Consider the following 17,921-nt stretch of genomic DNA (forward strand, 5'->3'; position numbering starts at 1 on the left):
AAGGCCCTCACCCATTTCAAGATCGATCAGCCGTGAGCCCTGTCACCGTCCACAACCTCCCGGGACAGAACACCTAGCGCGCCACATCGCCGGCCTCGGCGCCGATACCCACTTATTTGTGGGTACTTGGCAGCACGGCCCCGCCGTCCGACCCTTGATGTGGGTGATCGACGAGACGGCGGACGGAGGTGGCGTACAGGTCAGGAGGCCGACGAGGCGGTCTCGGCCAGCCGCTCCAGGCGGCGGTGGCCCCAGTCGGAGAGCGGGCCGAGAGCCTCGGACAGATCGCGGCCGAAGTCGGTCAGGGAGTAGACGGTCTTCGGCGGCACCACGTCGTACACCTCGCGGTGGACCAGTCCGTCCGTCTCCATCTCGCGCAGCGCCTGGGTCAGCACCTTCTCGCTGAGGCCCGGCAGCCGGCGGCGCAGTTCCGCCGGGCGGTGCGGGCCGGACTCCAGCAGCCACAGCAGCGACGTCTTCCACTTGCCGTCGATCACGGAGATCGCGGCGGTCACCCCGCAGACGTTCGGGTCATGGCGCCGACTCGCCATATCCATCCCCACCCCTTTTGTCAGTAATTGTCGCCACACTACAGGGAGTTGAGTCATGTCCACGTACGCCGACGAGCCCGCCGTCACCGTCCTCGGTCTGGGGCCGATGGGCCGGGCCCTGGCCGGCGCGTTCCTGGACGCGGGCCTCCGGGTCACCGTGTGGAACCGTACGCCGGGGCGGGACCGGGAGCTCCGCGACCGCGGCGCCACCACGGCCGCGTCCGCGGCGGAGGCCGTCGCCGCCGCTCCGCTGACCGTCGTCTGCGTGGTGAACTACGACGCCGCCGACGCCGTTCTGCGCCAGGACACCGTCACCGACGCGCTCAAGGGCCGTACGGTCGTCAACCTGACCGCCGACACCCCGGCCCGCGCCCGGGACACGGCCGACTGGGCTGCCGCGCACGGCATCCGCTACCTGGACGGCGCGATCATGACCCCGACCACCACGATCGGGACGTCCGACGCGGTGTTCCTGCACTGCGGCCCCGCGGACGTGTACCGCGAGCACCGGCCCGTCCTGGACGCGCTGGGCGGCACCCACACCCACCTCGGCGAGGACATCGGCCGGGCCGCCGCCTACGACATCGCCCTGCTCGACATCTTCTGGACGGCCATGTCGGGCTACGCGCACGCCCTGGCCGTGGCCGGGGCCGAGGGCATCACCGCCCGGGAGCTGGCCCCCTTCGCACAGGGCATCGGCGCGATCCTGTCGCCGCTCTTCGAGGAGTTCGCGGGCGACGTCGACGACGGCATCTACTCCGGCGAACTCAACCCGATCACCTCCGCCGTCTCCTCCATGGCGCACATCGTCGAGGCCTCCGAGTCCCGTGGCATCGAGGCGTCCGTGATGCGCGCCGCCGAGGGCCAGGCCCGCCGGGCCGTCGCGCTCGGCCATGGGACGGACGGCTTCATGCGGGTCACCGAGCTGCTGGGCCGTCCCCGGCGGTGAGCCATTCCTCCAGTACGGCGAAGTCGCGGTCGGTGAGTCCGTAGCGGTGGTCGACCCGGTGGAGGAGGGCGGGCGCGGGGTGGCGGGCGGCCACCCAGGCGCGGTCGACGTCGGTGATCTCGTCGTCGACCCAGGCGAAGGGCTGCCCCGCGGCCCAGGCCACCAGCGGCCGGGTCTTCCAGTGCGGGGCGCGGAGCCCCAGCGAGGGCTGCGCGTCCTCCTCCGGCCAGTCCACGACCGGCAGCGGGGGCAGGCCGAGCCAGGGCGCGAGGGTGGTGTTCGCGTCGTCCATCCAGGTCGTGGCCCACACCAGCTCGACGCCGAGTTCGGTGAGCCGCTGCAGGCGGGTGCCGAGGGCGGGGTCGACCCGGGTGAGCAGGGGGTGGGCGGCGGGCTCGGGCAGGGTGCGGGGCGGCGCGTACCGGGGGTACGGCCGTTCCGCCCCGAAGGGGACCAGGGTTCCGTCGACGTCGAGGAAAAGGAGCATCGGAAAACAGGATCACCCTCGGCGGGCGGCTGCGCTACTGTCGGACGTATGACTGCCGGGTCGGCCTTGTGCCGTGAGCGAGTTGGGTGTTGCCCGGCCTCTGAGTGAGGTCGCGGCGGCGGGCCAGGAGCCCGCCTCTTTCTCTTCGCCTCCGTACCGGAACCAGCGAAGAGAAAGCGAGAGAATGCCCCACGACTTCAATCAGCAGGTCATCGAGGAGTTCCGCGCCAACAAGGGCCGCGTCGGCGGCTACTTCGAAGGCGCCCGGCTCCTTCTGCTCACCACCACCGGCGCCCGCACCGGCCGCCCCCACACCACCCCTGTCGGCTACCTCCCCGACGGCGGCGACCGCGCCCTGGTCATCGCCTCGGCCGCCGGCGCGCCCACGCACCCGGCGTGGTTCCACAACCTCGTGGCCAACCCCCAAGTCACCGTCGAGAGCGGCGCGTTCACCTACGAGGCGCGGGCGGTCGTCCTCGAGGGCGAGGAGCGGGACCGGGCCTTCGCGCGGGCCGTGGAGGCCGATCCGGGGTGGGCGGCGTATCAGGAGAAGACGGAGCGGGTGATTCCCGTGATCGCCCTGCACTCCCTGGCCCAGGGCGGTCCCGGGAACATCAACGCCTCCTCCATGGGCGAGGCCATCAAGGTCGTCCACGACGTCTTCCGCCGTGAGCTCGCCCTGATACGCGAGGAGATGAACAGCGGCGGCACCGCCCTGGGCGCCCAGCTCCGCATCAACTGCCTGACCTTCTGCACCGGCCTGCACAACCACCACACCGGCGAGGACATCGCCATGTTCCCGCACCTGGCCGACAGCCACCCCGAGCTGGCCCCCGTCCTGTCCCGCCTGCGCGAGGAGCACGAGCACATCGCCGCGCTCGTCGAGGACCTGCGGGGCGTCGTGACCGCCGAGCACGCGGACCCGGCCGCCGCCCGCGCCGAGGTGGAGCGCCTGACGCGGGAGCTGGAGGCGCATCTGGCGTACGAGGAGGAGCAGTTGATACCGGTTCTGGACGCGGCGTAGGAGGCGGGAGTACGGGAGGCCGTCGACCCGCTGAGCACGTCCCCGGACCCGCTCAGGGCTCACCACGGCAGCGGCCTCCCGTGCACCACCTCCAGCCCCGCCACCGCCCGCGTCACCACCACGTACAGCCGCCGCCACCCCCGCTCCTCCCCCGCCACGATCGCCGCCGGCTCCACGGCGACGACATGGTCGTACTCCAGCCCCTTGACCACGCTCGCCGGCACGACGGCCACCCGCGCCCCCGTCTCCTGCGCGCCCCCGGCCTCGATCCCGGCCTCCCCCAGCGCCCGGCGCACCCGGGCCACGTCGGCGTCGGCGGCGACGACCCCGACCGATCCCTCCCGGCCCAGCGCATCCCGTACGGCGTCCACCACCGCACGCGGCAGATCGCCATCGCCGTCCGCCGCCCGGAAGCGCAGCTCCCCGTCCCCGCGCAGCGAACGGGCCGCCGGCACCTCCACATCCACCCGCTCCAGCAGTCGGTTGGCCAGCTCCAGCACCACCCCCGGCACCCGGAACCCCGTGGTGAGCGGTACGACGACCGCGTCCGGCTTGCCGAGGTGCGCCAGCACCGTCCGCCACGAGCGCGCGGCCCACGGCGTCGTCCCCTGTGCCAGATCCCCCAGCACGGTCACCGACCCGAAGGCGGCCCGGCGCGCGATCGCCCGGCACTCCATCGGGGACAGGTCCTGCGCCTCGTCGACGACGACATGGCCGTAGCCCTGCGGATGCTCGATGAGCCCGGCGACCTCGTCGAGCAGCACGAGGTCGGCGGCCGACCAGCGGGCCGACTTCCACGACCGCGGCGGCTTCGCCCACAGCAGCGCCTTCTGCTCGTCGGCGTCCAGCAGCCCGTCGGCGGCCTCCGCCAGCGCCTGCGGATCCATCAGCAGCCGGGACACGACCTCCTCGGGCCGGACCTTCGGCCACACCGCCTCGACGTACTCCCCGACCGCCCGCGCCCGCGAGATCTTCCGCACCCACGCGGCACCCGGCGGCCCGCCCCGCCGCTCGGCCTGCTCCAGGATCCGCCGCACGATCCGCGTCCGCACCCGCTCCCGCCCCACGGCATACGGCGGCTCCTCGGCCCGCACCCCCGCAACGATCCGCAGCAGCTCCTCCCCCGGCACCCGCCACCGGTACGACCCCTCGGGCACGGCGAGCGCACCGATCCCCTCGCCCGCGCCCACCCTCGCGTACAGGGCCCGCCGCAGCACCTGGGCCATCCGGGCGTCGTGCTTCACGACGGCCGCCCGCTCCTCGTCCGTCCCGCTGACCGGATGCCGGGCGATCTCGTCCCGCAGCGTGGACTGGCGTACGCCGATCTCGCCGAGGGCGGGCAGCACCTCGCAGATGTACGACAGGAAGGTGCGGTTGGGTCCGAGGATCAGCAGGCCGCCGCGCCGGATGCGCTGCGGGTGGGTGTAGAGCAGATACGCGGCGCGGTGCAGGCCGACGGCGGTCTTGCCGGTGCCGGGGGCGCCCTGTACGCACAGGGAGACGGCGAGGTCGCCCCGTACGAGATCGTCCTGCTCGGGCTGGATGGTGGCGGCGATGTCGCGCATCGGCCCGACGCGAGGGCGTTCGATCTCCCGGGCGACGATCTCGCTCGCGCGGGACTCGCCGCGGTCGAGGTGCTCGTCCTCCAGGCCGGTGAGGTCGGTGGCGGCGCCGCGGCTTCCCGGCGCCCAGCCGAAGCGCCGTCGTACGGCGACGCCCTGCGGGTCCCGGGCGGAGGCCTGGTAGAAGGCGCGGGAGACGGGGGCGCGCCAGTCGACGACGAGGGGCGGCTCGGCGGGGTGCTCGCTGATCCGCAGCCGTCCGATGTGCAGCGCCTGGTGATCCCCGCCGGTGAAGTCCAGCCGCCCGAAGAACAGCGGGCCCTCGGGCAGCTCGCGCAGCGCCTTGGCCTGGCTGCGCAACTGGTAGCCCAGGACCTCGGCGTCGGCTCCGGACGCGGAGGCGTTCTCGCCGATGACGACCTGTTCGTCGGCGCCTTCGAGCATGCCGGCGAGGGCGGTGCGGCAGCGGTCGTGGTGGGTTCGTTCCTGGCGGAGGGCGCGGTGGAGGGCGGGGTCGGTCGGCGTCATTCCAGCAAGCGTACAGAAGGAATGAGACTGAGTTAAATTATTTACCGAGACTCGCCTTGCGAGGTGGGCGCGGCGGCCAGCGGGGGCAGCCCCGACTCCAGCAGCCCGAACGCCCGCTCGGCCGCCACCACCGCGTCCGCCTTGACCTCGGCCACCGGCTCGCCCGCCGAGATCCGCCGCCAGTTCTCCTGCGCGAGGATCCGCTGCACGGCCACGATCTGCCCCGCCGCCAGCCGCGCGTCCAGGTCCCCGCCCAGCGCCTCGGCGAGCGCGGCCTCCGAACGCTCCAGGTAGGCGTGCATACGGGCGATCAGGGCCGGGGTCCCGTACACCAGCGAGTGATAGGCGAGGACCGCGGGGTGATCATTGAGCCCGGTGATGGGATCGAGCCGCTCGATGCCGTCCAGAAAGTTCCGCCGCAGCGCCTCGAGGGGCGAGGGCCCCTCCCGCACCACGCGCGCCGCCTCCCCCTCGTGATCGGCGATCCGGTACAGCACCAGGTCCTCCTTCGCCGGGAAGTACCGGAACAGCGTCGGCTTGGAGATCTCGGCGGCGGCGGCGACCTCGGCGACGGAGACGGCGTCGAAGCCCTTCTCGACGAAGAGCCGGATGGCGGTCTCGGACACGGTCTCGTACATACGGCGCTTCTTGCGCTCGCGCAGACCGATCTCGGCGTCACCGTCGTCACTCATGACTGTGAGCCTACGCGCGGCCGGCCCGCCGCCCCCGGCGGCTATTGCGGCAGGGCGCGCAGGAGATAGGGGTTGTCGCGGCGCGGTTCCAGGTTCAGTTCGGCCAGGGCGGCTTGCAGGGTCCAGGCGTAGGACTCCACCGCCGTGCGGACGCGGGGCACGTTCGGGTGTCGGCCCGAGACCAGGTGGTCGAGGTCCTCGTAGGCGGCGCGGACGATCTCCAGGCGCTCGTACTTGCCCCAGTCGGACAGCCAGCCCCGGGTGTAGTGGCGGGGCAGGGTGCGTTCCCAGTGGCGCTTCATGAAGTGCTTGCGGCGGTCGTCGGTCCGGGCCAGGTAGGTGTGCCGCACCAGGTCGTACAGCGGGTCGCCCACCCGGGCCCGGTCCCAGCCGATGAGGCCGATGCCGAACCGCTCGTCGACGGTGCGCACCAGCTTCCACGGGTTCAGATCGCCGTGCAGCAGCGTCGGCGTACGTCGCTCGACCGTGTGCCGCGACAGGATGGCGTGGAGCTGTCGACGGCCGGGCAGGCCGAGTCCCTCGGCCAGTGCGCGCACGTCGTCGGGCAGCCGCCGGACCAGGTCGCCGAGTTCGTCCACGCGCTGCTGGTAGAAACCATCGGACGACGCCGTCGGGTCGAGGGCCAGGTAGTCCACCCTGGTGAGCTCGTAGAGCTGGTCGACGACGCTCTCGGCCTCGTGCGGCCGCAGGCCGTCCGCGGGGTGCTCGGGCGCGGACCCGTCACGCGGGCCCAGATATGTCTGTACGGCGAAGGCACCGGGCCGCCGGCCGCCCTCCCCCAGCGCCAGCACGCGCGGCGCCCGGACCTGCACGCCCTCCTCCTCCAGGGCCCGCAGGACCGTGTGCTCGTCGAGCGTCCGCGAATCGTTCCGCCGCCGCGGTCCCGCCACCCGGCGTCGCACCACCACCGGGACGTCCGCCCTGTCGACCTGCGCCACGACCACCGTGTTGACATGGGTCGTGCCGCGCAGCAGCCGGCCCTCGGGGGCCCGGCACTCGTCGGCCAGCGCCCGGTCCACGCACGAGTCGGGGAAGTCCTGGCGGCACGGATGCGCCCGGTCCGGGTGCCACTGCACGGGCACCCGGCGGACCCGGTCGACCGGGGCGCCGTGGACGAACTCCGCCCACCGCTTCAGCAGCAACCAGATGTCGCTCAGCGGCGGAACCGGGTCGATGTCGAGCAGTTCGGCGGCGGCGGTCAGCGCGCCCTGGACCCGGACCGTGGCCTCCCTCAGCCACCGCTCGCTCGGCAGGCGCAGCTCCAGGGTGTGCAGGACGCGCATCACGTCCGGGAAGACGGACAGCGCTCTCTCGAACGCGATGTAGTGCCTCAGGTCGTCGCTCAGCCCGTTCGCCGCCTCGGGGTTCCATTGCCGAACGGCCTTGGCCCAGGCGGCGATCGCCGCGTTCCGCTGGGCCGGGGTGTGCCCCGTGCGCACGAGATGGACCGCGAGGTCGTACAGCGGGTCGCCGTACGAGGCGAGTTCCCAGTCGACGAAGACCAGCGGCGGATCGCCGTCGCGCGTCACGATGACGTTGTCGCGGTGCAGGTCGCCGTGGAGGAGGCTGAACGGCCGCCTGGCCATCGGAGGCACCCGGCCGGCCAGTCTCATCAGGGCGCCGGGCCGCACCCCGAGTCGGTCGAACATCCCTTGGTAGCGGTCCGAGTTGGGCCTTCTGACGTCCCGCTCCGTCAGTTCCACGACCGTGCGCAGGAACTCCCGGGTCTCCGGGGGAGCCGGCCACCCGTGCGGCAGCGGCGGCACCGCGTCGCGGTCGACCCGGGCCAGCCGGGCTAGCCCCTCGGCCATCGCCGCGATCAGCGAGCGGTCGACCTTCGCGACGTCGCGGCAGGTCTTCGACAGCGGAACGCCCTGCACATAGGTGTGGACGGCCGAGGTCATCCAGTCGTGGGCCAGGCAGACCGGAGCATGCTCCACCGTTCCCCTGATGGCATCGAGCACCGCCGCCTCGTCCGCCCAGGTCTTGAACACCACACGCAGGATGTCGGGGCGGGGTATGCGCACCAGTACGGGACCGTTCACCGGTTGCCGCAGCAGTAACGCCATCTCAGGGGTCAACGGCACGAGGTAGTTGGTGTGGTGATGCCCTTGGAGCTGCCGTCCGTTCTCCTCGGCGTACCGGACGAACTCCGCGTACACGGTGGGCGGACGTGCGAGTGCTGCGTTCAAATGGCTTTCCTGTGCCGCGCGTTCCTGAAGGAGGAAGAACAGGTAGTCGAGACTGTAGAGCAACCGGGAGCGCCGCGCGGCCGGAAGTCGTTCTGTCGACCCTATGAGGTGCGCCGCCCCCGCAGCCGGTACCAGTCCAGCAGCGAGGCGGCCACGGTCCGCAGAGTCGGCACCTCGTCGAGCCCCAGCGGTACGGCCGCCCGGGCCAGCACCCGCTGCACCCTCATGGCCTCGGTGGGCCAGCGCCGCCAGTTGAACGACCTGCCGGTGTCCAGGATCTCGGTCGCCCGGATGACGTCGGTGAACACGCTCTGGGCCCGTTTGAAGTCCAGCAGCCTCGGCAGGTCCTCCCGCCGGCCCTCGGTGCTGCCGGGCCGGATCTCCTCGGCCACTGCGCACCACCGTTCGATCAACCGTTCCTGCTGCTGGTCCGGATAGCGCATCAGGTACAGATGCGTGGCCAGGTCGTAGAGCGGGTCGCCCACCATGGCCAGCTCCCAGTCGATGGTCCACAGGCGGCCGGCCGGGTCGAGGACGAAGTTCTCGCGGTGCAGATCGGCGTGCAGCAGGCAGAAGGGCCGTTCCGCCAAACCGGGGACGACGACGTGTTTGCGCAGGGCGCGGAAGGAGTCCTCGTCCACGCCCAGGGCGGCGAAGAGCTCTTCGAAGGAGGCGAGGTTGTCCTGGTAGACGCGCTCCTCGACGAACCGGACCAGCCCCTCCAGGAACCCCGCGCAGTCCCCGTCCTCGGCACGGTCCTCGGGCACACAGCGCCGCTCGGCCGCCAGGGACCCGGGTGAGACACCGATCAACTGCCGGAACAGGTCCAGGATCTGGTCGACCACGGGCTCGGGAACCGTCCGCCCGGCGGCGTACCGCGAACCCAGCGTGCGGCCCTCGATGAACCGCTGCAACCGGATCTCGCCGACCTCGATCAGGTCCGGGACACCGGTGATCCGGCCCTGAAGTGCCTGCAGCAGTTGCTCCTCCGAGACGAAGCAACGCCGGTCGAACCACAGCAGGCCGCCGCGCGGCGCACGGCACTTGGCCCGGACCGGAGCGGCGTCCTCGTCGTCCTCGTCCTCACCCGCCGCGTCGGGCAGGGGGATCACATAGGTCTCGTGGTGATAGCCCTCGAGCGGACCTTCGACCGCGCTCGCGTCACCGCCGCTCATCCGAACGGCTCGTTCCCGTGTCGGGGACACCCCTTCTGCTGACATCGCCCGCTCTCTCGACCGGTCCCGCGCCAGTGGCGGGGACGTGTTGCACGGCATCCCCCTGTGAGAGCGCATCGTGCCAGAAGTGACGCGACTGTTCGCACCGAACCCCCTGAGTCAGGAGCGCGTCACGTTCACCCGAACGGGTGAGTACCCGCGGCAGTCGACACATGGCCCGGCGCGCCCGACGTCCCACCCTGCCGCCCCAGACATCCCAGTAGTCCCACACTGTCCCGGTGACGACGACATGCACCATGTACGACGGCCGCGGCGACCGTGACACGCCGCACCGCCTCCTCGAACGGGCCGACGCCGTACTGCTCGACTTCGACGGCCCGGTGTGCGACCTGTTCCGCGGCGCCTGCACCGCGCACATCGCCGACGAGGTCAAGGAACGGGCCCTGGACGAGTGGGGATGGCTCGACCCTCGTGTGAAGGCCTGCGCCGACTCCCACGGGGTGCTGCGCCACCTGGCCGACATGGCGGTACGGCGTCCGGGCGGCCACCGTGGGACGCGGCTGGGCTGGGCGGACGGCATCGTCACCCGGTACGAGTACGCGGCGGTGCTCCGGGCGGCCCCCACGCCCGGTGCGAGCGAGCTCGTGGGCGAGCTGGACCGGCTCGGCAAGACCCTGCTGATCGTGACCAACAACGCCGAGGGCCCGGTGCGCGAGTACCTCGAACGACGGAATCTGCTGAGGCACTTCACGGCCGTGCTGGGCCGCGACCCGCACGATCCGCATCTGATGAAGCCGCATCGCCACGTCGTCGACCGCGCCCTGGCCGAGCTCGGCAGGCCGAACCCGTCCCGGACCCTGCTGATCGGCGACCAGCTCACCGACCTGGCTGCGGCCCGGAGCGCGCAGGTGCCGTTCCTCGGCCTCACCCGGGACGAGAGGACGGCGGCACTGATGCGGCACGGGGGCGCGCACAGCGTGATCGCCTCGTTCGAGCCGCTCATGAGCGCGCTGTCGACCCTCCCGACGCGCTGAGCCCCGACGCGGTCACTCGGTCGCCAGATACTCCCAGACGGAGTCGAACCACTCCTGCCGCTCGGTCACGAAGACGGAGCCGGGTGAGTTGGGATCGTCGTCCGTCACATGGTGCTCCAGGACGGCGCCGAGCCCGACGACGTCGAGGGCGGGAATCGTCTCCTCGTCCAGCACGACGGGGCGTTCGACCACCTTGTACATGCCGTGCAGGGCTTCCGTGCGGTTGAAGAGGTAGAGCTTGAACGTCGGGGTGAGCGGCGCCCACCGGATGGCGACGTCGACCTCCCCCACGAGCTGTTCGGCCTCCAGCTCCTGCAGGACGAGCCGCAGCGACTGCAGATGGCGCCGGGTTATCCCGCGCAGCCGCTCCTGCGGGCGGGGGTCGTCCGGGTTGCCGACGGTCCGCGGATAGGGCAGCGGCAGGTCCTCCGAGGGCAGCAGCATGCGCAGGGCGATCCGCCGCGGGGCGACCTCCCCGGAGCGGATCCGCTCGGCCTGGATCCAGAAGTGCGCGGCCAGGGACTCGGAGGTGAAGGTGAAGACGTCCAGGGCGACCTCGGGCTCCTGGAACGCCCTGGCCATGTGCGGGCCCAGGGTCATACGGCCCGGATGCGCCGAGCGGCCGGCGGGCTGCTGCCGGTCCTGGGGCGGCGGCGACCCGATCACCCGGGATCCGCTGCCCTGCCGGGACTCGACGAGCCCGCGCTCGACGAGCTCCCTCAGCACTCGTTGGACGGTGTCCCGGGAGACCCCCAGGTCCTGGGCCAGCTCACGCTGCGGCGGCAGCAGGGAGCCCAGGGCGTAGGTGCCGTCGGACATACGGAGGAGGAGTGCGTCCAGCACTCGCTCGAACTCCTTGCCGCCTCCCTCGGCGGCCCGCTGTCCACCCACCCGCCGACCGTACCGCTTCTCACCCGCCTGCACACCGATTTCAGTCAACTGACCGGTCCAACCGCCGGTCCAGTTAAGGGATCTAGCCGTCAGGGAAAACCAATCTCAGGCCAACCAGCCCAATTGGAAGGCCAATTGGGCGCCTTGATGAATCCGAAAGGTGCGGGTGGGGGACATGGTGCTGTTCCAGGCGCTGTGCGCATTAACCGAGTTGACGCTGGGCCTGATGGCGCAAGCGAGGTTGGGGGTGATGGGGCTGGTCGTCCTGACAGCCGTCTTCATCGGTGTCCGGGCCCGGCACAACCAGCTCGCGGTGGGGGCGGTCGTGCTGTTCGTGTTCCTGATGAGTCAGGCCTGAGCCCGCACCCCTCGCAGTACCGACCCCAGCGAATCCACGACCGCGGTGGCCCCGGCCTCCCGCAGCAGCTTCGCCTTGCGGTCGTTACGCGCGTAGCCCAGGAACGGCACTCCGGCGCTGTTCGCGGCGACGAGGTCCGAGGGGGTGTCGCCGATCATCAGGGCGGACGTGGGGGCCGCGCCCATGGCGTTCAGGGCACGGTTCAGGCAGTGCGGGTCCGGCTTCAGCCGGTGCAGGTCCTGGGTGCGGCCGTAGATGTGAGGGCTGAAGCAGGGCAGCAGACCGCGGCTGTTCAGATACGCGCGGACCACGCGGGGGGAGTTGTTGGTGGCTATGGCCAACCGGGATCCGACCGCCGACCAGGTGCGTATCAGCGGGTCGGCATACGCGGTGGGCATCGCGGAGGAGGTCGCCCGCAGTTCCTCCTGGGTGAGCCGCTCCTCCAGTTCCGCGACCAGGTCGCTGCCGGGGTGCCGGCGGTCCACGGCGCGCAGGACGACGTGCGGGTCGAGGGACTCGCGCTCCTCCTCCGTCAGCAACCCGTGCAGCCCTCGCCCCTCCAGCCAGTCCACCAGGTCGATGGCCACCCGTTCCGCCTTGTGCCCGGCGAAGAGGCGGCAGATCGGTCCGTCGAAGTCCCAGAGCACGACGCGAGCGTGCTTGATCAGTTCCCGGAGCTGTTCCGTCTGGTTCTCGGTCTCGGCGGTCACGGGTTCAGTCTGCGTCGTATCAGAAGTCACTAGGAGAGTGTCAGGTCAGTGGTGATGGTTTCCCAGAGGGCGTCGAACCACTTCTGGGATTCCTCCACGAACGCGGCGTCGCGCTGTCCGGCCTGTCGCACGAAGGAGAACAGCAGGGACTGGGAGCCGAGGGCGTCGTACATGTCCAGGGTCCGGCTCTCGTACTCCTCCTGGCGCTCGGTCAGGACGTAGTAGCCGATCAGGGCTTCGTCGCCGTTGAGGAGATAGAGCTTCACCGGTGGTGTGAACGGCAGCGCGCGGAAGGTGACCCGCACATCGACGCCGTGCGTCGACCGCATGGCCTCGAGATTGTGGCGCAGCACCTGGGCCTGGGCGTTGCGCATCGCCAGCCAGCGCTGGTGCACGGGGTCGTCGTCGCCGCCTCCCTCGACCAGCACCGGGAAGGCGAGGTGGATGTCCCGCGACGGCAGCAGGACGCGGACGTCGATCGACTCGGGGCGGATCGAGCCGTCGTGGATCAGGCGCAACGGTTCGCCCAGGGCCAGCATCAGGGTCTCGGAGGTGTGGCATACGACGTCCACGCGGACGTGCGGTGCCGAGAAGGCCTCCGTCAGCCGGGGCGCCAGGCTGACCATCGTCGGCTGCGGGGCGCCCCGCGTGGGGGTCGGCAGGGCGATGCGCGGCGGGCTTCCCTTGCTGACGTTGGTGAGCAGGCCGTCCTCCTGGAGGGCGCGCAGGGCCTGGCGTACGGTGCCTCGCTCGACGCCGAACTCCTCGGCCAGCTCGGCCTGGGTGGGCAGACGGTCGCCCGCCTTGAGGTCTCCGACGCGGATGCGTTCCCGCAGGATGTCGGCGATCTCCTGGGGCGAGAGTCTCCTGCTGCCGTTCACTGCCACGTTCTCCTGGGTCACGACCAAACGCTACAACTCACACCCATCTAGTGGGAGTTGTTTGTACCTTGTTTCAAGGTGGGGGCCAAGTGGGGACAACTTAATCAGAGTTGGCGTCAAGTTGGTCAAGTTGGCGGAAGTAATCCTTCCATCCCCAGGAGCCCGAAGGAGGAAACACCGATGCCCGTCCTCGCACTCCTCTCCGCCGTCTTCGTCGTCGGCGTCGAACAGACCCTCCAGTGGAAGTACGGCGCCACCGGCATCATCGGACTGCTGCTGCTCACCATAGGCATCAAGGCCAAGAGCCCGGCCGTCAGTTCCATCGGGGCCGTCGTCCTCGCGATCCTGGTCTCGGGGCCCGCCCTATGATCCAATCGGCAAACACCCTGATCAAACGCTGTGGGGGATGATCAGCTCGAGAGCAGCAGCTCCGAACTGATCGTCTCCCACAGTGCGTTGAACCACACATGCGACTGCTCCACGAACGTCATGTCCCGCAGTCCGGCCCCCTGCTCGAAGGCGAACAGCATGGACTGGATGCCCGGGGCGTCGTACATCTCGAGCTGCTGCTGCCCGATCTCCACCTCGCGGCGGCTGAGCGTGTAGTAGGCGAAGAGCGCCTCCGTGCTGTTGAGCAGGTACAGCTTCACCGGCGGGGTGAACGGCAGCGCGCGGAAGGTGACCCGCACATCGATGCCGTGCGTGGAGCGCAGCGCCTGCAGATTGTGCCGCAGCACCTGTCCCTGGGCGTTGCGCATCGCCAGCCAGCGCTGGTGCACGGGGTCGTCGTCGGTCGAGTCCGAGTCCGAGTCCTCCACCGGCGTCGGAAAGGCGAGCGGGATGTCACGGCTCGGCAGCAGCACCCGGACGTCGACCTTGGCCGGTTTGAGCTGCCCGGCGTGGATCTGGCGGAGCGGCTCGCCGATGGCGAGGGTGAGGGAGACCGAGGTGAGACACAGGGCGTCGATCTCGACGTGCGGGGCCGCGAAGGCGGACGCGATCCGCGGGCCGAGGGCCACCATGGTGGGCGCCGGCGGGGCTCCGGGACCGGTCAGCGCCTTGCCGAGGTCGGGGGCGACGGTCGCCGGGGCGCCCTTGGACACATTGGTGAGCAGGTGCTCGGACTGCAGGATGCGCAGCGCCTGCCGTACGGCTCCGCGCTCGACGCCGAACTCGTCCGCCAGCCTGGCCTGGGTGGGCATGCGCTGGCCAGGCCGCAACTCGCCCGAGGTGATCCGGGCGCGCAGCTCGTCGGCGACCTCCCGGTGTGACTTCTGTGGCCGCTGTGAACTCTTCCGTCCATTGACGGAGGCGTGTTTCGGCTCCACGACCAAACATTACAACTTCCCGCCATCTTTAGGCAGTTCCAGGGATGGTGGTTATAAGACGCTTCCTGGCGGTCATAAGTACAGTGAAGTTGGTCGCCAACTTAAGCAACATGGTCGAGCTTCAGGAAGGTTGGCCAGCATGCCGCTTGTCTACCTCGCCGTCGCCGCGCTCGTCATTGGATTCGAGCAACTCATCCAGTGGAAGTACGGGCCGATGGGCATCATTGCCTTCCTCGCCCTGTCCATCGGCATCAAGGCCAAGAACACCATGATCGGCGGCATCGGCGCGGTGATCCTCGTCATGCTGCTCGCCCACTAGCGCCGTCCGGGCTCCCTTCCGGAGGGGAGCCGGGAGCCCGGCCGGTCAGCACAGCCACAACCGAACAGCGACAACTGAACAGCGACAGTGACTCGCACAGCCACAACTGAACAACAACCGTTGGACAACCGGTGATCAACAACTACAACCGCATAGCTCGCTACGGATGAGCAGACCTGTCGTCGGCAGAGAGGAGGGTCAGAAGATGTCCGGGCACCAAGGTCGCCTGGACGTACGCAGCAGGGCGTCGGCCACCCGGGCGGCGCCCGCTCGTTCTTCCCGCACCCGCCCCAGCGCCGCGAGCCGTACGGCGGACTCGTCGCCGAGCCACAGCGTGCCCAACTCGGCGATGTCGAGGGTGAGATCGGCGGTGGCCGTGGTCGGCGTGCATGACGCCCCGTCCGCGGCCGCCTCGAGCCGGTACCGCCCGCCGCTCAGCCCCGCCGGGTCCACGACCTCCAGCACCAGGACGCCCTCCCCGGCATACGTACGCGCCTCCAGAGCCCGTACGACGTCCAGGACCCGCACCCACAGCCAGTCCGCCAGCGATGTGATCATGGCGGCCCGGGGGTCGGGGAGGACGAAGGGCAGCAGGTCGTCGGGGGCCCGCCAGTCGCTCTTCACCGTCGCGATCCAGTCGATCGAGCACAGGTAGCGCCACAGGTTGCGCTCGGCGGCCGGGGTCGTGGCGCTCAGCCAGTTGACGGTGGCCGTGTTGAGCGGCTGCTTGCCGTCGCCCCAGTGATCGTCCGCCTTGTACGACACCAGGCCCTCGACCTCGCCGCCCGCCGCGCGGTACACGGCGTAGAACGGCTCCGTCCACGGGGACCTGTCCGGGCGCAGCACTCCGGTGTTGGTCTGCCACCACCTCTCGTCCCGGTCGACGGCACCCGGCTGGGCGCGGCGCACGCGCTCATGCAGCTCCGGGCCGATCTTGCGTACGTCCGCGCCGTCCACGAGGTCGATACGGCCGCCGTCGTCCGGGCCGGACCACTTCGGGTCGAGGCCGGTGCGGTGGACGTCGACCGTCCACTGGGCGGTCCAGGTGGCCGGGCCGAAGCCGTAGCGGCCGTAGATCGGGTACTCGGCGGCGATCAGGGTCGCCACGACGTCGCCTCTGTCCTTCGCCGCGGTCAGGTCGTGGGCCATCATCCGGGTGAGGAGGCCTCGGCGGCGGTGGGTGGGGCTGACGGTGACGTTGGAGATGGCGTCGGCGGGGACGGGGGTGCCGCCGACCGCGGTGATCTCCTGGGCGAAGGATCGGAAGGTGGCTACGCAGCGGCCGGCGTCGTAGGCGCCGAGGGTGCGGGTGGGGTCTATGTAGGAGGACCGGTCCGCGATCTCCGCCTCCGTGACGTCGGGGGTGCGGAGGAAGCCGGTGTTCAGGGCCCGGATCCAGTCGGGGATGTCGGCCACTGTGATGGGGCGGACGTCGATGTGGGGTTCGGGGCGGGTCATGGGGCCACGGTAGGTGGGCGGGCGCGGAGGTGTCGCCGAGTTTTCCTCGCCCCCGCCGCCCCTACCCGTCCCATCCCCAGGGGCTCCGCCCCTTCAACCCCACTGGGGCTACCGCCCCAGACCCCGCTCCGGGGCCCTGAAGGGGCCTTGTCCTCAAACGCCGGACGGGCTGGATGTGCGGGCCGGGGTGGGAAGGTGGCGCCCGGATGATGCCCACCAGCGCTGAAAGGTAGCGCCCCCAGCGGGTGGGTGGGGGCTCGGGACGGCCAAGACTCGTCCTCACACACCGGACGAACCGGATGGCGCCGACCCACGTTGAAAGGTGGCCCCCCAACGGGCGCGCGAGGGCTCGGGACGGCCAAGACTTGCCCCCAAACACCGGACGAACCGGATGGCCTCGCCCGCCCGTTGGGGGCGCGACCCGAACCCCGGACGAGCCGGATGATGCCGACCGGCGTCGAACCCCACCCCTACGTCAGCAGGTCGTCCACCTGGGCCTCGCCGTCTCGGTAGCGGCGGGCGATCTCCGCGCTGCACTCGTCGGTCGTGCGCTGCAGCGCCTGGCGGCGGCCCGACACCTCGTGCTCGTAGCGCACGAGTCGCCCCATCGCGGTGTTCAGCTCGGCGTCCGTGCGGGCGGTCAGGTCCGACAGTTCCACCTCGGCCAGCATCTCCGACGCCAGCCTCCGGTACTCCTCGCTCTGCGGGGTGCCCAGCGTCACATGGCGGGCCGAGGAGCGATGGCGGGCCGGGGCGTCGGTGAGGATCTCCGGGAGGCGGTCCACGACCGACGCCGCGCCCGCGGGAGAGCGGCGCGCGAGTTCCGCCCGCAGGATGTCGATCCGCCCCTGCAGCAGTCGCCGTACATAACTCAGGTCCGCCTCGTCGCGCTGGGCGTCCCGCCGCAGGGTGCGCAGTTCGGGCAGACTCAGCACGGTCAGGTCCTGCTCGGGCGGTTCCACGGGCAGCCGTGCGTGCGGGCCCGGGCCCGGATCGTCGGCGGTGCGCTGTGTGGGCGGCCTGAAGGCGGCCGGCTGACCCGCTTGGGTCAGCACGACAGCCCCAGGCGGCTGCCCGGTACTCGGTGTGCTCATGTGCCTCTACCGTCCCCTCGACCGGCGTGTGGGAGCATCGTGCCATCCCAAAGGGCCGCTATGTGACCGAGCGCCCGTGAACAGCCCCAGATGGGTGCTTAGGGCTCCAAAATGAAGCCCCTTACCGGGTACTCGCCTGCGCACGGCATGATGGCCGCATGCGAGCTGTGGTGCAGAGAGTGGACGGCGCGAGTGTCGTCGTGGACGGTGAGACCGTCGGGGAGATCAGCGGTGAAGGGCTGTGCGTCCTCGTCGGGGTGACCCATGAGGACACCAAGGAGAAGGCGGCCCAACTCGCCCGCAAGCTCTGGTCGATCCGCATGCTGGACGACGAGAAGTCGTGCAGCGACATCGATGCCCCGCTTCTCGTCATCAGTCAATTCACCCTCTACGGCGATGCACGCAAGGGGCGCAGGCCCACCTGGAACGCCGCCGCCCCCGGCGACGTCGCCGAGCCGCTCGTCGACGAAGTCGTCGCCCAACTGCGCGGCCTGGGCGCGACGGTGGCGACGGGCCGGTTCGGCGCCAAGATGCGGGTGTCGCTGACGAACGACGGCCCGTTCACGGTGCTCGTGGAGATCTAGAGCGCTGACTAGGTGTTCTGTCCCGGGAGGTTGTGGACGGTGACAGGGCTCACGGCTGATCGATCTTGAAATGGGTGAGGGCC

The 17,921-nt window shown here is 70.8% G+C and carries 19 protein-coding genes; 7 read left to right on the forward strand and 12 right to left on the reverse strand.

Features of this window, described 5'->3' with window-relative positions; translation table 11 throughout:
- Positions 1–200: 200 nt before the first annotated feature.
- The gene (locus ACP4J3_RS48880) at positions 201–551 is read right to left on the reverse strand and encodes a winged helix-turn-helix transcriptional regulator (protein WP_426544466.1); all 351 of its coding nucleotides are present in this window, start codon (positions 549–551) and stop codon (positions 201–203) included.
- 55 nt (positions 552–606) lie between these two features.
- On the opposite strand from ACP4J3_RS48880, the gene ACP4J3_RS48885 reads away from it, so the two are divergent.
- The gene (locus tag ACP4J3_RS48885) at positions 607–1,500 is read left to right on the forward strand and encodes an NAD(P)-dependent oxidoreductase (protein WP_426544434.1); all 894 of its coding nucleotides are present in this window, start codon (positions 607–609) and stop codon (positions 1,498–1,500) included.
- Here ACP4J3_RS48885 and ACP4J3_RS48890 read toward each other — a convergent pair.
- Positions 1,469–1,987 (reverse strand): HAD domain-containing protein, encoded by a 519-nt coding sequence (locus ACP4J3_RS48890; RefSeq protein WP_426544436.1) that lies wholly within the window; start codon positions 1,985–1,987, stop codon positions 1,469–1,471. The genes ACP4J3_RS48885 and ACP4J3_RS48890 overlap by 32 nt on opposite strands.
- A 184-nt stretch (positions 1,988–2,171) precedes the next feature.
- Here ACP4J3_RS48890 and ACP4J3_RS48895 point away from each other — a divergent pair, with 184 nt between their 5' ends.
- The gene (locus tag ACP4J3_RS48895; RefSeq protein WP_426544438.1) at positions 2,172–3,011 is read left to right on the forward strand and encodes a nitroreductase/quinone reductase family protein; all 840 of its coding nucleotides are present in this window, start codon (positions 2,172–2,174) and stop codon (positions 3,009–3,011) included.
- A gap of 59 nt (positions 3,012–3,070) precedes the next feature.
- Here ACP4J3_RS48895 and ACP4J3_RS48900 read toward each other — a convergent pair whose 3' ends face one another.
- From ACP4J3_RS48900 to ACP4J3_RS48915, 4 genes are all read right to left on the reverse strand, one after another.
- Entirely contained in the window at positions 3,071–5,101 is a 2,031-nt protein-coding gene (locus ACP4J3_RS48900) for a HelD family protein (RefSeq protein WP_426544440.1), read from the reverse strand.
- Between the two features lie 41 nt (positions 5,102–5,142).
- Positions 5,143–5,793 (reverse strand): TetR/AcrR family transcriptional regulator, encoded by a 651-nt coding sequence (locus tag ACP4J3_RS48905; RefSeq protein ID WP_426544442.1) that lies wholly within the window; start codon positions 5,791–5,793, stop codon positions 5,143–5,145.
- A gap of 41 nt (positions 5,794–5,834) precedes the next feature.
- Positions 5,835–8,006, reverse strand: a complete 2,172-nt coding sequence (locus tag ACP4J3_RS48910; protein WP_426544443.1) for a phosphotransferase — start codon at positions 8,004–8,006, stop codon at positions 5,835–5,837.
- Between the two features lie 101 nt (positions 8,007–8,107).
- Positions 8,108–9,181 (reverse strand): phosphotransferase, encoded by a 1,074-nt coding sequence (locus ACP4J3_RS48915; RefSeq protein ID WP_426544445.1) that lies wholly within the window; start codon positions 9,179–9,181, stop codon positions 8,108–8,110.
- 278 nt (positions 9,182–9,459) lie between these two features.
- Between ACP4J3_RS48915 and ACP4J3_RS48920 the strand changes: the two genes are divergently transcribed.
- Positions 9,460–10,215, forward strand: a complete 756-nt coding sequence (locus ACP4J3_RS48920) for an HAD family hydrolase (protein ID WP_426544447.1) — start codon at positions 9,460–9,462, stop codon at positions 10,213–10,215.
- A gap of 12 nt (positions 10,216–10,227) precedes the next feature.
- Here ACP4J3_RS48920 and ACP4J3_RS48925 read toward each other — a convergent pair whose 3' ends face one another.
- Positions 10,228–11,106: a winged helix-turn-helix domain-containing protein gene (locus ACP4J3_RS48925; protein ID WP_426544449.1), complete on the reverse strand. Its 879-nt coding sequence runs from the start codon at positions 11,104–11,106 to the stop codon at positions 10,228–10,230.
- Between the two features lie 175 nt (positions 11,107–11,281).
- Between ACP4J3_RS48925 and ACP4J3_RS48930 the strand changes: the two genes are divergently transcribed.
- Positions 11,282–11,464 carry a hypothetical protein gene (locus tag ACP4J3_RS48930; RefSeq protein ID WP_426544451.1) on the forward strand — a complete coding sequence of 61 codons (183 nt, stop codon included), beginning with the start codon at positions 11,282–11,284 and terminating at the stop codon, positions 11,462–11,464.
- Here ACP4J3_RS48930 and ACP4J3_RS48935 read toward each other — a convergent pair.
- Together ACP4J3_RS48935 and ACP4J3_RS48940 are read right to left on the reverse strand one after the other, a co-directional pair.
- Complete coding sequence (locus tag ACP4J3_RS48935) at positions 11,455–12,174, reverse strand: HAD family hydrolase (protein WP_426544453.1); 720 nt, start codon at positions 12,172–12,174, stop codon at positions 11,455–11,457. The genes ACP4J3_RS48930 and ACP4J3_RS48935 overlap by 10 nt on opposite strands.
- 29 nt (positions 12,175–12,203) lie before the next feature.
- Positions 12,204–13,082, reverse strand: a complete 879-nt coding sequence (locus ACP4J3_RS48940) for a winged helix-turn-helix domain-containing protein (protein WP_426544455.1) — start codon at positions 13,080–13,082, stop codon at positions 12,204–12,206.
- Positions 13,083–13,235: 153 nt separating this feature from the next.
- Between ACP4J3_RS48940 and ACP4J3_RS48945 the strand changes: the two genes are divergently transcribed.
- The gene (locus tag ACP4J3_RS48945; RefSeq protein WP_062723799.1) at positions 13,236–13,424 is read left to right on the forward strand and encodes a hypothetical protein; all 189 of its coding nucleotides are present in this window, start codon (positions 13,236–13,238) and stop codon (positions 13,422–13,424) included.
- A 41-nt stretch (positions 13,425–13,465) separates the two neighbouring features.
- Here the strand turns inward: ACP4J3_RS48945 and ACP4J3_RS48950 are convergent, their stop codons facing one another.
- Positions 13,466–14,389 carry a winged helix-turn-helix domain-containing protein gene (locus ACP4J3_RS48950; protein ID WP_426544458.1) on the reverse strand — a complete coding sequence of 308 codons (924 nt, stop codon included), beginning with the start codon at positions 14,387–14,389 and terminating at the stop codon, positions 13,466–13,468.
- A gap of 133 nt (positions 14,390–14,522) precedes the next feature.
- Here ACP4J3_RS48950 and ACP4J3_RS48955 point away from each other — a divergent pair, with 133 nt between their 5' ends.
- Entirely contained in the window at positions 14,523–14,702 is a 180-nt protein-coding gene (locus ACP4J3_RS48955) for a hypothetical protein (protein WP_030948647.1), read from the forward strand.
- 198 nt (positions 14,703–14,900) lie between these two features.
- Here ACP4J3_RS48955 and ACP4J3_RS48960 read toward each other — a convergent pair whose 3' ends face one another.
- Together ACP4J3_RS48960 and ACP4J3_RS48965 are read right to left on the reverse strand one after the other, a co-directional pair.
- The gene (locus ACP4J3_RS48960) at positions 14,901–16,160 is read right to left on the reverse strand and encodes a GNAT family N-acetyltransferase (protein ID WP_426544460.1); all 1,260 of its coding nucleotides are present in this window, start codon (positions 16,158–16,160) and stop codon (positions 14,901–14,903) included.
- A 470-nt stretch (positions 16,161–16,630) separates the two neighbouring features.
- Complete coding sequence (locus ACP4J3_RS48965) at positions 16,631–17,254, reverse strand: aerial mycelium formation protein (RefSeq protein WP_426544462.1); 624 nt, start codon at positions 17,252–17,254, stop codon at positions 16,631–16,633.
- Between the two features lie 158 nt (positions 17,255–17,412).
- Between ACP4J3_RS48965 and dtd the strand changes: the two genes are divergently transcribed.
- Positions 17,413–17,838 (forward strand): D-aminoacyl-tRNA deacylase, encoded by a 426-nt coding sequence (gene dtd / locus ACP4J3_RS48970; RefSeq protein ID WP_426544464.1) that lies wholly within the window; start codon positions 17,413–17,415, stop codon positions 17,836–17,838.
- Positions 17,839–17,921: the final 83 nt, after the last annotated feature.

It is taken from the genome of Streptomyces sp. UG1 (assembly GCF_049974585.1).
Classification (GTDB): Bacteria; Actinomycetota; Actinomycetes; order Streptomycetales; family Streptomycetaceae; genus Streptomyces.